Raw genomic sequence first — 13568 nt, 5'->3', positions numbered from 1 at the left:
GCGGGTGGAAAGGCGCGGGGGCCAGGGCACGACGGCGAGGGCCCACTCGATGCGGGCGCCGGACGTGGTGCTCAGCCCCTGCGCAGCACGGCCAGGAACATCGCGTCGGTGCCGTGCCGCTGCGGCCACAGCTGCACCGTCGGCCCGTCCCCGAGCCCGGGCATGCCGGCGGGCAGCAACGGCCGGGCGTCGACGAAGTCGATCGGGAAGCCGCAGCGGCGGGACGCCTCGGTCACCGTCACGTGCGTCTCCACGACGTGCGGCGAGCAGGTGACGTAACCGACCACCCCGCCCGGCCGGACCGCGCGCAGCGCCGCGGTGAGCAGTTCCCGCTGCAGCCGGGTCAGCGGCGGCAGGTCGGACGGCTGGCGGCGCCAGCGGGACTCCGGCCGGCGGCGCAGCGAGCCGAGCCCGGTGCACGGCGCGTCGACCAGCACCCGGTCGAAGTGCCCCTCCGGCAGCTTCGGGTCGGCGCCGACCGTCCGCCCGTCGGTGTTCAGCACGTTCACCGGCAGACCCCGGGTGGCGTGGGCGACCAGCCGGGCCCGGTGCTCGGCGACCTCCACGGCGGTGAGCCGGGCGTCACGCTGCGCGGCGAGGGCACCGAGCAGGCCGGCCTTGCCGCCCGGGCCGGCGCACAGGTCCAGCCAACGGCCGTCCGGGCCGTCCAGCGGCGCGGTCGCGAGGGCGTTCGCCACCAGCTGGGAGCCCTCGTCCTGGACGTGGGCGCGCCCCTCGGCCACCGCCGACAGCTCCCCCGGCGCGCCGCCGGGCAGATAGACCGCGTACGGCGAGAAGGCACCCGGCGCGCCGCCGACCTCGTCGGCCAGCTCGATTGGGTCGGCCAGGCCCGGGCGGGCGCACAGGTGCACCGGCGGGCGCTCGTTGTCCTCGATGAGCAGGCGCGCCGTCTCACCCAGGTCACCGCCGAGCGCCTCGGCGAAGGCCCGGACGATCCACTGCGGATGGCTGTACGCCAGGGCCAGGTGGCCGATCGGGTCGGTCTGCGCCGACGGGGCGAGCTTCTCCACCCAGCCGTCGACGTCGCGGGTGGCCACCTCGCGGAGCACCGCGTTGGCGAAGCCGGTGGCCCCGGGGCCGACGGCCCGGACCAGGTCCACCGTGGAGGAGACCGCCGCGTGCGCGGGCACCCGGGTGTGCAGCAGCTGGTACGCGCCGATCCGGAGGGCGTCGCGTACCGGTGGGTCGATCCGCTGCACGTCCCGGCCAGCCGCGTCCGTGATGATCGCGTCGAGGGTGCCGGTGTGGCGCAGTGTGCCGTACGTCAGCTCGGTGGCGAACGCGGCGTCCCGCCCGGTCAGCCCCTCGTCGCGCAGCATCGCCGGCAGCACCAGGTTGGCGTACGCGTCGTCCCGGTGCACCGCCGCGATCGCCTGGTACGCGACGTGCCGGGGCAGGTCGACGGTGGGCCGGCCCGGGCGACGGCCGCCACGCCGGTCGGCGCCGAAGCGTCCCTCGCGCGGCGCCCCCTCGGCCCGGCGGCCGGGGCGCTCACCGCGCTGCCCGCCCGTCGGGCGACCGCCCTCGCGGGACCGGTCACCGTCGGCGAACCGGCCGCGCGGACCGTCGGCGGAGAAGCGGCCACCCCGGGGCTCGGACGGCCCGGTCACGCGAGCACCTCGCCGGCGGCGACCCGGGCGCCGCGCGCCCAGTCACTCGCCGACATGGGCTTCTTGCCGGCCGCCCGCACCTCACCGAGCCGCACCGGGACGGTGGCGGTGCCCGCGAGCACCCGAGACTTCTCGACCAGCAGCTCGCCAGGCTTCAGCTCGGGGCCGTCGGCCACCGGGGTGACCGGGCCGAGCTTCACCCGGTCGCCGCGGAACGTGGTCCACGGGCCGGGGGCCGGGGTGCAGGCGCGGACCCGCCGGTCCACCGCGAACGCCGGGTCGTTCCAGCGTACCCGGGCATCCTCGACGGTCAGCTTGGGCGCGAGGGACACCCCGTCGGCGGGCTGCGGCTCGGCCCGGGCGGTCCCGGCCTCCAGCGCGTCGAGGACGGCCACCAGCAGGCCGGCGCCCGACCCGGCGAGCCGCTCCAGCAGGTCGCCGGAGGTGTCGGTGGCGCGGATCTCGTCGGTGACCGTGCCGTACACCGGGCCGGTGTCCAGCCCCTCCTCCAACTGGAAGACGCTGGCCCCGGTCAGCTCGTCGCCGTGCAGCACGGCGTGTTGCACGGGAGCGGCGCCGCGCCAGGCGGGCAGCAGCGAGAAGTGCAGGTTGATCCAGCCGTGCCGGGGGATCTCCAGCGCCACCGGCGGCACCAACGCACCGTACGCGACCACCGGCACGCAGTCCGGGGCCAGCTCGCGGAGCCGGTCCAGGAACTCGGGCTCGCGGGGCTTCGCCGGAGTGAGCACCTCGACGCCGTGCGCGTCGGCCCACGCGCCGACCGGCGAGCGGACCAGACCCCGCCCCCGGCCGGCCGGCGCGTCGGGACGGGTGACCACGGCCAACAACTCGTGGCTGGACGCGGCGATGGCGTCCAGGGCGGGCACGGCGACGGCCGGCGTGCCGGCGAAGATCAGACGCACCCGGTCACCGCCCCAGGCCGAACGGGTTCCCGGCGGCGTGCGGGCTGAGCTTGACCGTCGGCGGTGCGCCCGGGTCGTACCACTCGGCCTGGCGAATCGCCTTCATGGCCGCCTTTCGGCCGGCGGGATCCAGCCGGTCGACGAAGAGCACCCCGTCGAGGTGGTCGGTCTCGTGCTGGACGCAGCGGGCCATCAGTCCGGTGCCGACGATCTGCATCGGGTCGCCGTGGCCGTTGAAGCCCTTGGCGATGACGTTCTGCCGACGCTTGGTGTCGAAGTAGAGCCCGGGGATCGACAGGCACCCCTCGGGGCCGTCCTGCTCCTCCTCGTCGGGGAACTCCAGCACCGGGTTGACCAGGTGTCCGACGACGTCGTCCACGTCGAAGGTGAACGCCCGCAGGCCCACCCCGAGCTGCGGCGCGGCCAGGCCGGCACCGCCCTGCTCGCGCATCGTGTCGGTCAGGTCGGCGATCAGCCTGCGCAGCTCGGCGTCGAAGTCGACCACCGGGTCGGCCGGCGTGCGCAGCACCGGATCCCCGAACAGACGGATGGGCTGGACGGTCACGCGGGGCGGCTCCTTGTCTGGAACGAGTGCTGTCGTACCAGTCTACGGAGTCGCTCCCGCCGATCCCGGCCGGCGTACCGCGATCCGTGCCCCGCGACACGTCACCCAGGGTGACCGGCAGGGTGGCCGTCGAACGTCGGCCCCCGCCGGGACGCCCGGCTCAGGCGCCGGCGCCCGGCTCCCCCGCGAGCACCGCGTCGCCGCCGAGCAGGGTGTGCTCGGTCAGCGGGAGGCGGATGCCGTGCGCGGCCTCCCAGTCGTGGATCACGCTCGGGCGTGCCTGGGTGGCGAAGTAGTCGATGGCGGTCATCCCGCCGACCACCGGCTCGTCCACCTCACCGACCAGCCGGGCGGGTACCAGCGGGAAGCCGCTCTGCAGGGCGGCGCTGAGCCGCCGGTGCCCGTCGACCGCGAAGAAGTACTCACCCGTGTAGCCGATGGTCAGCGGCGGCAGGGCCTCGTCGCCGGCCTCGGCCACGTCACCCACGAACTCGGAGTCCCAGAGGCCCCGGAGGGTGGCGATGTCCTCGGTCGGGTACACCCGGGCCGGATCCAGCAGCAGCAGCGGCGAGGCCTCGTCCAGCACCTCGGCGCCGAGCCGCCCCTCGTAGACGTCGATGACGTGCTGGATCACCTGCTCCGGGGTGGCCCGGGTGGTGTCGCAGATCAGGTCGTAGTTGCGCAGCCGGGCCTTGTCGACGCCGTACCGGATGATGAACCGGCCGCGCTCGCTCTCGCTGCGCTCCTTGAGCTTGGTCCGGGCCTCCTCCAGCGAGGTGTAGCTCTCGGCCGGGCCGGACGGGCGGGCCAGCACCCGCCGGGCCGCCTCGGTCGGCTCGGTGATCATGTGCACCTTGAGGGCGTCGGTGAAGAAGTGCCAGGCCAGTCGGGAGTCCATCACCAGCCGCTCCCCGGAGGCGGCGATGTCCCGCTGGAGCTGGTCGACGTACCCGTCGACGGCCTGGTCCAGCTCGGCGTGCAGGTTGAGCTGGAGGGCGGTCATCTGCCGCTCCTGGGCCATCTGTCGGTAGAGGTCGCCGACACTGACCCGGCGCATCCCCAGTCGCTTGGCGATCTCGACGGAAACGGTGCTCTTGCCACTGCCGAGGTCACCGTTGAAGACGATCGATTGACGAACGGTCACGAGTGGTCCACCCCTGCTCACCGGCTGTTTGACCCGCCCGGTCATGACGGGCGATGCTATCACGCGGTCTCCACCCATTTGCCGCACCACCTGTGCGTCACCCCCTTTCCCGGAGGCGGTCAGAAGAGGGTGAGCGGGTCGACCTGGAGGCGGACCGGATCGGCGGCCTTGCGGGCACTGCGTTGCCCGGCGGCGGCGTGCAGCGCCGTGGCGAGGGCGGCGGCCCGGGCCCGGGGGACCCGGACCAGCATCCGCTCCCGCCCCTCGTCGGCGGGGACCGGGCCGAGCACGTCGGTGCCGTCGGGCAGCCGGGCCCCGGCGAGCAGGTCGGCCACCGCGTCCGCCGGACCGGTCACGCTGGCCATTCGGACCGCCGGCGGGAAACCCAGCTCACGACGCTCGGCCAGTTCCCGGGCGGCGAACCAGGCCGCGTCCCAGCGCAGCAGCGCCTGCACCGGCGCGAGGCCGCCGTCGGCGACCACGACCACCCGACCGCCGGCCGCGCCGGGCCGGGCCAGCGCGACCGCGGCCAGCCAGCGACGCAGCGCCTCCTCCCCCGCCCGCAGGTCGGCCCGGGTGAGCAGGGCCCACGAGTCGAGCAGCAACACCGCCCCGTAACCGCCGTCGGCGGTCGGCTCCGCACCCGGGGTGGCGACCACCAGGCCGGCCCCGCCCGGTACCGCGCTCAGCACCTCCTCCCGCCCCGAGGTGCGGACCGGCACGCCGGGGAAGGCCCGGCCCAGCTCCTCGGCGGTCCGGCGGGCGCCGGTGACCGCGGCCCGCAGCCGCCGTCCACCGCACTCCGGACAGGCGTACGCGGCGGCGACCCGGCCGCACCAGCGGCAGGCCGGCACACCGTCGGCGGCGGGCAGGGCGAGGGGCCCGGCGCAGTGCGGGCAGCGGGCCGGCGCGCGGCAGTCGGCGCAGGCGATCGAGGGCAGGTAGCCACGACGGGGCACCTGCACCAGCACCGGCAGGTCGGCGCGGAGCGCGTCCCGGGCGGTGGTCCAGGCCAGGCTGGGCAGCCGGGCGGAGGCCGCCCCGGGGTCGCGGGCCAGGTGCGAATCGTCCCCGGTCGGCGCGATCGCCGGCACCCGGGCCCGTACGGTCGCCCGGTCGGCGACCACTTCCCGGGCCCAGCGGGTCTCCACCAGCAGCTGTGCCTCGGCGGTGCGGGCGTACCCGCCGACCAGGGCGCCCGCCTCGCCGAACTGGGCCCGGGTGAGCAGCACCTCCCGGGCGTGCGGGTACGGCGCCCGGGGCTCGGCGTGCAGGTCGTCGCCGTCGTCCCAGATGGCGACGAGGCCGAGCCGGTCGACCGGGGCGAACATCGCGGCCCGCGTGCCGATCACCACGGCCACGTCGCCCCGCCGCGCGGCGAGGAAGGCCCGGTACCGCCGGGCCGGACCGAGGGCGGCGGAGAGGCAGACGTGCCGTCCCGGCCCGAGCACGCCGGTCAGGGCCGCGTCGAGGCGGTCCAGGTCGCGGGCGTCGGCCACCACCACCACCGCGCCCCGGCCACCGGCCACGGTGGCGGCGACCGCGTCGGCGTATCGGGCGGCCCAGTCCTCGCCGGGCAGGGCCGACCAGACCGCGCGGGGGGCCCGCCCGTCGGTGAGCGCGCGTAGGTACGCCGGCCCGGCCGGATAGTCCCGCCACCCGCGCGGGTCGACCCCAGCCGACGGCGGGCCGGCGATGCCGGCGGCCGGGGCGGCGGCGGGCGGCGGCGCGGCGGTGAGTTCCTTCTCCACCCGGGCGTGCCGGGCCGGAACGGCCAGCCGGAGCACGTCGGCGAGGCTGCCGGCGTACCGGTCGGCGACCGCCCGGGCCAGCCGGGCCACCTCGGGAGCCAGCACCGGCACCGACGAGACGACCTTCTCCAGGTACGCCAGCCGGGGGTGGTCGGACTCCGCGACGCGCTCCAGCAGCCAGCCGTCGACGAGCTGGCCGGCGAAGCGCACCTTCACCCGCACCCCGGGCAGCGCCTCGGCGTCCAGCTCGTCGGGGACCAGATAGTCGAACGGGCGGTCGAGGTGGGCCAGGGGCAGGTCCACGCAGACGCGAGCGACCGGCGACCCCGCTGCGGGTTGCCGGTCGCCGCGCCCGGTGCCGGTCAGGCTCCCGCGGCCGACTTGAGGTCGGCGGCCCGGTCGGTGCTCTCCCAGGTCAGGTCGGGCAGCTCCCGGCCGAAGTGGCCGTACGCGGCGGTCTGCTGGTAGATCGGGCGGAGCAGGTTGAGGTCCCGGATGATCGCGGCCGGGCGCAGGTCGAAGATCTCGACGACGGCCTTCTCGATCGAGGCGACGGGCACGGTCTCGGTGCCGAAGGTCTCGATGAACAGGCTGACCGGGTGCGCCTTGCCGATCGCGTACGCGACCTGCGCCTCGCACCGCTCGGCGAGACCGGCGGCGACCACGTTCTTGGCCACCCAGCGCATGGCGTACGCGGCGGAGCGGTCGACCTTCGACGGGTCCTTGCCGGAGAATGCGCCGCCGCCGTGCCGGGCGTACCCGCCGTACGTGTCGACGATGATCTTCCGGCCGGTGAGGCCGGCGTCGCCCATCGGGCCGCCGATCTCGAACCGCCCGGTCGGGTTGACCAGCAGCCGGTAGCCGTCGATGTCGAGACCGAGGCCCTCCAGCTCGGGAGTGATCACGTGGTCCCGGATGTCCGGGGTGAGCAGCGAGTCGAGCGAGATGTCGGCCGCGTGCTGGCTGGAGACCACGACGGTGTCGAGCCGGACCGGACGCAGCCCGTCGTACTCGATGGTCACCTGGGTCTTGCCGTCCGGCCGCAGGTACGGGACGGTGCCGTCCTTGCGCACGGCGGCGAGGCGACGGGCCAGCCGGTGGGCGAGCGCGATCGGCAGCGGCATCAGCTCGGGCGTCTCGGAGCAGGCGAAGCCGAACATCATGCCCTGGTCGCCGGCGCCCTGGGCGTCCAGCGCGCTCTCCGACGAGCCGGTACGCAGCTCGAAGGCGTTGTCCACGCCCTGCGCGATGTCCGGCGACTGGGACCCGATGGAGACGCTGACGCCGCAGGACGCACCGTCGAAGCCCTTCTTCGACGAGTCGTATCCGATGCCCAGGATGGTGTCCCGGACGATGCTCGGGATGTCGGCGTACGCCTTGGTGGTGACCTCACCGGCGACGTGCACCTGGCCGGTGGTGATCAGGGTCTCGACCGCGACGCGGCTGTGCGGGTCCTGGGCGAGCAGCGCGTCGAGAATGCCGTCACTGATCTGGTCGGCGATCTTGTCCGGGTGGCCTTCCGTGACCGATTCGGACGTGAATAGACGTGTCACGGCACTCCTAAGCATGTGAAAACTTCTAGAAAAGGTCGCTCGGCGGCAGTTTAGTCACCGCGTTCCCAGCGTGACCCCGGGAACGGAAGGTGCCAACCGTCAGGATTGCTGAATCAGTCGAGCGACCACGAGGTCCCAGACGCCGTCGGCCAGGTCCTCCTTGGGCTGCTCGGGCAACCGGTGCACCGAGCCGTCCGCCCCGATCACGATGGCGGCGTTGGTCTCGGCGCCGAAAACCTTGTCCACGCCCACCTCGTTGATCACGATGAGGTCCGCCCTTTTACGGGCGAGCTTGGCCCGACCGTTGGCCTCGGCGTCCGCGGTCTCGGCGGCGAAGACCACCAGCACCTGCCCGGGTCGGCGGCGCTGCCCCAGCTCGGCGGCGATGTCCGGATTGGTGACCAGCTCGATGGTGGGCGCGCTGCCGTCCTCCGGCTTCTTGATCTTACCCGGCGCGTACGTGGCCGGGCGGAAGTCGGCGGGGGCCGCGGCCATCACCACGACGTCCGCCGCCGCGGCCGCCTCCAGGGTCGCCTTGCGCAACTCCTCGGTGGTGCCCACCCGCACCAGGTCCACGCCGGCCGGCTCGGCGAGCGCGACGTTGGCCGAGACCAGGGTCACCCGGGCGCCCCGGGCGACGGCGGCGCGGGCGAACGCGTACCCCTGCTTGCCGGAGGAGCGGTTGCCCAGGAACCGCACCGGGTCGAGCGGCTCCTGGGTGCCGCCGGCGGTGACCACCACGCGCCGGCCGGCCAGGTCGGCCGGCGCGGCGACGCCCCGGGCCAGCGCCCGACGGGCGACCGCGAAGATCTCCGCCGGCTCGGGCAGCCGGCCCTTGCCGGTGTCCTTGCCGGTCAGCCGCCCGACCGCGGGCTCGATCACCCGGACTCCCCGGGACCGCAGGGTCGCCACGTTGGCGACGGTGGCCGGGTGCTCCCACATCTCGGTGTGCATGGCTGGAGCGAGCACGACCGGACAGCGGGCGGTCAGCAGGGTGTTGGTGAGCAGGTCGTCGGCGAGGCCGTGGGCGGCCCTGGCGAGCAGGTCGGCGGTCGCGGGGGCCACGACGACCAGGTCCGCGTGCTGGCCGAGGCGGACGTGCGGCACCTCGTGCACGTCCGCCCAGACGTCGTCGGCGACCGGCTGGCCGGAGAGCGCGGCCCAGGTCGGCGCCCCGACGAAGCGGAGCGCCGACGCGGTCGGCACGACCCGGACCCGATGGCCCGACTCGGTGAAGAGCCGGAGCACCTCACACGCCTTGTAGGCGGCGATGCCGCCGCCGACCCCGAGGACGATCTCGGCGGACATCGACGCGGAGGGGATTACGGCTGGTCGGTCGGCTCGGCGGTGAGCAGACCCGAGTTGATCTCGCGCATGGCGATGGAGAGCGGCTTCTCCTGCGGAGTGGTCTCCACGAGCGGGCCGACGTACTCCAGCAGGCCCTCACCGAGCTGGCTGTAGTAGGCGTTGACCTGGCGCGCGCGCTTGGCGGCGAAGATCACCAAAGCGTACTTCGAGGTCGTCTTCTCGAGGAGCTCGTCGATCGGCGGGTTGGTGATGCCCTCGGGGTTGGTGGCGATGGATCCCACGAATTACCTCTGCGTCTCGTGCAGCGCCTGCGAAGCGGTGGTCTCTCAACCGCTCAGGCGCGGTTGGGCCGGAGCCAGGAAGGAAGAACCGAGCAAGCCTACCAGCTCCTCCGCCGCCCGCTCGGTGCGGTCGTTCACCACGGCGTGTGCGAAGGCGGCCGCGACGGCCGGATCCGGCCGGTACGACGGCGGGGCGAGCAGCACCAGCTCCGCGTCCGGCACGGCGGCCCGGACGGCGAGCGCGCCGGGCAGGTCCAGCGGGAGCAGCACCGGCCGCCCCTCGACCAGCCGGGCCCGGATGCCCGCCCGCGGCACCCCGCGCCGGTACGGCCCGATCCGGCTCCATTCCAGCAGTTCGTCGGCGCCGATCATCCGGTCGAACTCGGCCGGGTCGAGGAAATGCCGGTCGACACCGTCCACCTCGCCGGGGCACGGCGGCCGGGTGGTGGCGACCACCGGCACCCACACCGACGGAAAGCGCGCCCGGACCTGCTCGACGACACTGCGCCGGCCGGCCCCCGAAGGTCCGGCCAGGACAGTGAGCCGAGCCGCCGGGCGCGCCTCGTCATCCGTGCTCACCGCTTGTTTCTACACGGTGCGCCGTTCAGTTGGCGGCGAACTCTCCAAGCAGAGCCTTGCGCTGCTGCTCGCCCAGGCCACGCAGGCGACGGCTGTCGGCGATCTTGAGCTTCTCCATGATCTGGGTGGCCCGGATCTTGCCGATGCCCGGCATCGCCTGGAGGACGGCCGACACCTTCAGCTTGCCGACGACGTCGTCAGACTCGGCCTGCTCGAGGACGGTGGCCAGGTTGGTCTTGCCCTGCTTGAGGTCCTCCTTCAGCTTGGCACGAGCCTTGCGGATCTCCGCGGCCTTCTCCAGCGCGGCAGCGCGCTGCTCGGGGGTCAGTGACGGGAGCGGCACCAGTTCTCCTCAGGTCCCTAACGCGACGGGCGGTACGCACCGCCGCTTCCGTGAAACGTGTGGTCGCTGGCAACCAAAGGGGTACGTGGTTCCCAGCGCGGGGAAAACTAGCGGTCAACGGAGTTTTCGGCAACGTGGGCGCGCGAAGATCATCGTAAAGTGACCGAGCCGTCAGTCAGCCACCGCGGCCAGGGCGGCCCGACATTCGGCCAGCGCCCGCTCGGCGGCGGCCCGCAGGGCGACCGGATCGGGCCCGGCGAGCAGCACCTCCCGGGAGTACGAGGGCAGCACCGCGGGCAGGCTGGAGCCGAACACGGTACGCAGGTCCGCAGCCGTGGCGCCCTGCGCGCCCAGCCCAGGGGCGAGCAGTGGACCGTTCACCGCGGAGAGGTCGTGGCCGGTGTCGCCGACCGTCGCGCCAACCACCAGCCCGAAGCTGCCGAGCGGGTCGGCACCCCGGTTGAGCTGCGAAATCTCGTCAATAACGGTCTGCGCCACGGTCCGCCCGTCGGCCCCGACCGCGCGCTGCACCGCGGCCCCCTCGGGGTTGGAGGTGAGCGCCAGGACGAAGACCCCGCCACCATGCGCGGCGGCCAGGTCGAACATCGCCGCCAGCGAGCCGACCCCGAGGTAGGGGCTCGCCGTCACCGCGTCGGCATAGAGCGGGCTGGATGGGTCGAGGTACGCCGAGGCGTACGCGCCGACCGTCGATCCGATGTCGCCGCGTTTGACGTCAAGGACAACGAGTGCACCGGCATTTCGCAACTGTCGGATAGTTGACTCAAGGACCGCGATGCCCCGCGACCCAAAACGCTCAAAAAAGGCCGACTGGGGCTTGACCGCCGCGACCCGATCACCGAGCGCCTCCACGACCGTCCGACTGAACCGGTCGAGGCCCTCGATGTCGTCAGCGAGCCCCCAGCGGGCCAGCAGCCCCGGATGCGGGTCGATGCCCACACAGAGCGGTCCCCGCTCGGCCACGGCCCGGTGCAGGCGGGCGCCGAAACTCTCCATCGACTCTCCATCTCCTCGCGCGGCGTCGCGCCGCGGTGTGCCTCGGTCATCCAGTCGCCGCCCCTGCCGGGGTCGGCCGGTGCGCCGACTCAGCCGGCCTTGACCGCCGCCTCGACCCCGGCCGCGATCCGCGCCACGTCCCCCGGGTCGGTGACGTACGGCGGCATGGTGTAGACGAGGTCGCGGAACGGGCGCAACCACACGCCCTGCGCGACCGCGGCGGCGCTCGCCCGGGGGATGTCCACCTCGTGGTCGAGCTGGACCACGCCGATCGCGCCGAGTACGCGGACGTCGGCCACCCCGGGGGCCGCGCGCAACGGCTCCAGGCCGGCCCGCAGCCCCTCCTGGATCGCCGCCACCCGGCCCGCCCAGTCTCCGGCCCGCAGCAGGCCCAGAGAGGCGTTAGCGACCGCGCAGGCGAGCGGGTTGCCCATGAAGGTGGGGCCGTGCGCGAGCACCCCGTCGGCGGAGATGCCGCGGGCCACCTCGGCCGTGCAGAGCGCGGCGGCCAGGGTGAGGTAGCCGCCGGTGAGCGCCTTGCCGACGCAGAGCACATCCGGGGCGACCCCGGCGTGCTCGGCGGCGAACATGGCCCCGGTCCGGCCGAAGCCGGTGGCGATCTCGTCGAAGACCAGCAGAATGCCGTGCGCCCGGGTCACCTCGCGCAGCACCCGCAGGTAGTGCGGGTGGTGGAAGCGCATCCCGCCGGCGCCCTGGACCACCGGCTCCACGATCACCGCGGCCAGCTCGTCGGCGCGCCGCTCGACCGCGTCCACCAGGGCCGCCTCGTACGCCGGGTCGGGCGGGGTGTCGAAGCCGCCCGGCGGCACCGGCGCGAAGACCTGCCGGGGCAGCACGTCCCCCCAGAGGTGGTGCATGCCGCCCTCCGGGTCGCAGACGCTCATCGGGTGGAAGGTGTCGCCGTGGTAGCCGCCCCGCCAGGTGCCCAGCCGGTGCCGCTCCGGCCGCCCGGTGGCCCGCTGGTACTGCAGGCACATCTTCATGGCGACCTCCACGCTGACCGAGCCGGAGTCGGCCAGGAAGACGTGTTCCAGGCCGTCCGGGGCCAACTCGACGAGGGTCCGGGCCAGGCGTACCGCGGGCTCGTGGGTGAGGCCGCCGAACATCACGTGGCTCATCCGGCCGAGCTGGTCGGTGACGGCGGCGTCCAGCACCGGGTGCCGGTAGCCGTGGATCGCCGCCCACCAGGACGACATCCCGTCGACCAGCTCCCGGCCGTCGGCCAGCCGCAGCCGTACGCCCTCGGCGCCGGACACCAGGTAGGGCGGGCTGGCCGGCGGCAGCGCCGCGTACGGGTGCCAGACGTGCCGGCGATCCGCGGCGAGGATCTCCTCGGGCGTCACGGCTCTCCTTCCTCCACCACCCCGGCGAAGCCGACGGTCAGCGGGGTGGTGGGACGGTGCGGGTGATGGCGCGGATCAGGGCCGGGCCGCGGTAGATGAAACCGGTGTAGAGCTGGACCAGGCTCGCGCCGGCGTCGAACATCCGGGCCGCGTCGTCCGGGTCGGCGATCCCACCGACGCCGATCACCGGCAGCCGGCCGCCGGTCTCCCGGTGCACGAAGGCGACCACCTTTCGCGCCCGGCCGGACAGCGGGCGGCCGGACAGGCCGCCGGTCTCCGCGCCCCGTGCCCGGTCGGCGGGGGCGAGCCCGTCCCGGGCGAGGGTGGTGTTGGTGGCGATCACCCCGGCCGCGCCCCGGTCGAGACAGACCTCCAGGAGTTCGGCGATGGCCGGTTCGGTCAGGTCGGGTGCGATCTTCACGAGCACCGGCTTCTCCCCCACCAGCGCGGCGAGCAGCGCGTCCAGGTGGGTCCGGTCCTGAAGGGAGCGCAGGCCCGGGGTGTTCGGCGAGGAGACGTTGACCGCGAAGTAGTCGCCGTGCTCCTTCAGGGCCCGGTAGGACGCCAGGTAGTCCGCGACGGCCTCGTCCAGGGGGGTCACCTTGGACTTCCCGAGTGAGATGCCCAGCGGTACGCCGATCGGGCGCGGCAGTGCCGCCAGCCGGGCCGCGAGCGCCTCGGCGCCGGCGTTGTTGAAGCCCATCCGGTTGACCACGGCCTCGCTGTCGCGCAGCCGGAACAGCCGGGGTCGGGGGTTGCCCGGCTGGGCGTGCGCGGTGACCGTGCCGACCTCGACGAAGCCGAAGCCGAGCGCCGGCCAGGCCGGCAGCGCGACACCGTTCTTGTCCATTCCGGCCGCCAGCCCGACCGGGTTCGGGAAGTCCACCCCGAACACCGTGCGCGGCGCCCGCCGGAAGTACCGCGCCCGCACCGCCGCCAGCGCGGCCGGCCGGCGGGACAGCCCGGCCAGCCGCGCCAGCGTCCACTCGTGCGCCGCCTCCGCGTCCCCACCCCCCACCCGGAAGAGCTGTGGTCGCAGCACCCGCTCAAAGATCACGCCGGCCCTCCCCGGACCCGGTGTCGATCATGAAGTTGTTGTCGCGACACGCCGA

The 13568-nt window shown here is 74.3% G+C and carries 13 protein-coding genes; all 13 read right to left on the bottom strand.

The genetic code is table 11. The features are described from left to right. Positions 1 to 71 precede the first annotated feature (71 nt). Positions 72 to 1631, bottom strand: coding sequence for an RsmB/NOP family class I SAM-dependent RNA methyltransferase (locus ACNAW0_RS24265; protein ID WP_416290287.1), 1560 nt, complete (start codon positions 1629 to 1631; stop codon positions 72 to 74). Continuing rightward, complete coding sequence (gene fmt / locus ACNAW0_RS24260) at positions 1628 to 2554, bottom strand: methionyl-tRNA formyltransferase (RefSeq protein WP_416290286.1); 927 nt, start codon at positions 2552 to 2554, stop codon at positions 1628 to 1630. The genes ACNAW0_RS24265 and fmt overlap by 4 nt, the downstream gene beginning before the upstream one ends. Before the next feature lie 4 nt (positions 2555 to 2558). Beyond that, entirely contained in the window at positions 2559 to 3119 is a 561-nt protein-coding gene (def, locus tag ACNAW0_RS24255; RefSeq protein ID WP_416290285.1) for a peptide deformylase, read from the bottom strand. Positions 3120 to 3279: 160 nt separating this feature from the next. Further along, the gene (locus tag ACNAW0_RS24250; protein WP_416290283.1) at positions 3280 to 4263 is read right to left on the bottom strand and encodes an AAA family ATPase; all 984 of its coding nucleotides are present in this window, start codon (positions 4261 to 4263) and stop codon (positions 3280 to 3282) included. A gap of 119 nt (positions 4264 to 4382) precedes the next feature. After that, the gene (locus tag ACNAW0_RS24245; RefSeq protein ID WP_416290282.1) at positions 4383 to 6317 is read right to left on the bottom strand and encodes a primosomal protein N'; all 1935 of its coding nucleotides are present in this window, start codon (positions 6315 to 6317) and stop codon (positions 4383 to 4385) included. A gap of 59 nt (positions 6318 to 6376) precedes the next feature. After that, complete coding sequence (gene metK / locus ACNAW0_RS24240) at positions 6377 to 7582, bottom strand: methionine adenosyltransferase (RefSeq protein ID WP_416290281.1); 1206 nt, start codon at positions 7580 to 7582, stop codon at positions 6377 to 6379. A gap of 84 nt (positions 7583 to 7666) precedes the next feature. Further along, entirely contained in the window at positions 7667 to 8875 is a 1209-nt protein-coding gene (gene coaBC / locus ACNAW0_RS24235; RefSeq protein ID WP_416290280.1) for a bifunctional phosphopantothenoylcysteine decarboxylase/phosphopantothenate--cysteine ligase CoaBC, read from the bottom strand. Positions 8876 to 8889: 14 nt separating this feature from the next. Then, positions 8890 to 9156, bottom strand: coding sequence for a DNA-directed RNA polymerase subunit omega (rpoZ, locus tag ACNAW0_RS24230; protein WP_025617742.1), 267 nt, complete (start codon positions 9154 to 9156; stop codon positions 8890 to 8892). Between the two features lie 45 nt (positions 9157 to 9201). Further along, complete coding sequence (locus ACNAW0_RS24225; protein WP_416290279.1) at positions 9202 to 9735, bottom strand: guanylate kinase; 534 nt, start codon at positions 9733 to 9735, stop codon at positions 9202 to 9204. 25 nt (positions 9736 to 9760) lie between these two features. Beyond that, positions 9761 to 10078 (bottom strand): integration host factor, actinobacterial type, encoded by a 318-nt coding sequence (gene mihF, locus ACNAW0_RS24220; protein ID WP_416290278.1) that lies wholly within the window; start codon positions 10076 to 10078, stop codon positions 9761 to 9763. Between the two features lie 171 nt (positions 10079 to 10249). Then, positions 10250 to 11092 (bottom strand): orotidine-5'-phosphate decarboxylase, encoded by an 843-nt coding sequence (gene pyrF / locus ACNAW0_RS24215; protein WP_416290277.1) that lies wholly within the window; start codon positions 11090 to 11092, stop codon positions 10250 to 10252. Between the two features lie 89 nt (positions 11093 to 11181). Next, positions 11182 to 12456 carry an adenosylmethionine--8-amino-7-oxononanoate transaminase gene (locus ACNAW0_RS24210; RefSeq protein WP_416290276.1) on the bottom strand — a complete coding sequence of 425 codons (1275 nt, stop codon included), beginning with the start codon at positions 12454 to 12456 and terminating at the stop codon, positions 11182 to 11184. A 37-nt stretch (positions 12457 to 12493) separates the two neighbouring features. Next, positions 12494 to 13513, bottom strand: a complete 1020-nt coding sequence (locus tag ACNAW0_RS24205; protein ID WP_416290275.1) for a quinone-dependent dihydroorotate dehydrogenase — start codon at positions 13511 to 13513, stop codon at positions 12494 to 12496. Positions 13514 to 13568: the final 55 nt, after the last annotated feature.

Source organism: Micromonospora sp. SL1-18 (assembly GCF_047921505.1).
Taxonomy (GTDB): domain Bacteria; phylum Actinomycetota; class Actinomycetes; order Mycobacteriales; family Micromonosporaceae; genus Micromonospora.
The sequence above is the reverse complement of the archived record's forward strand: the minus strand, read 5'-3'. Positions and strand labels throughout refer to the sequence as shown.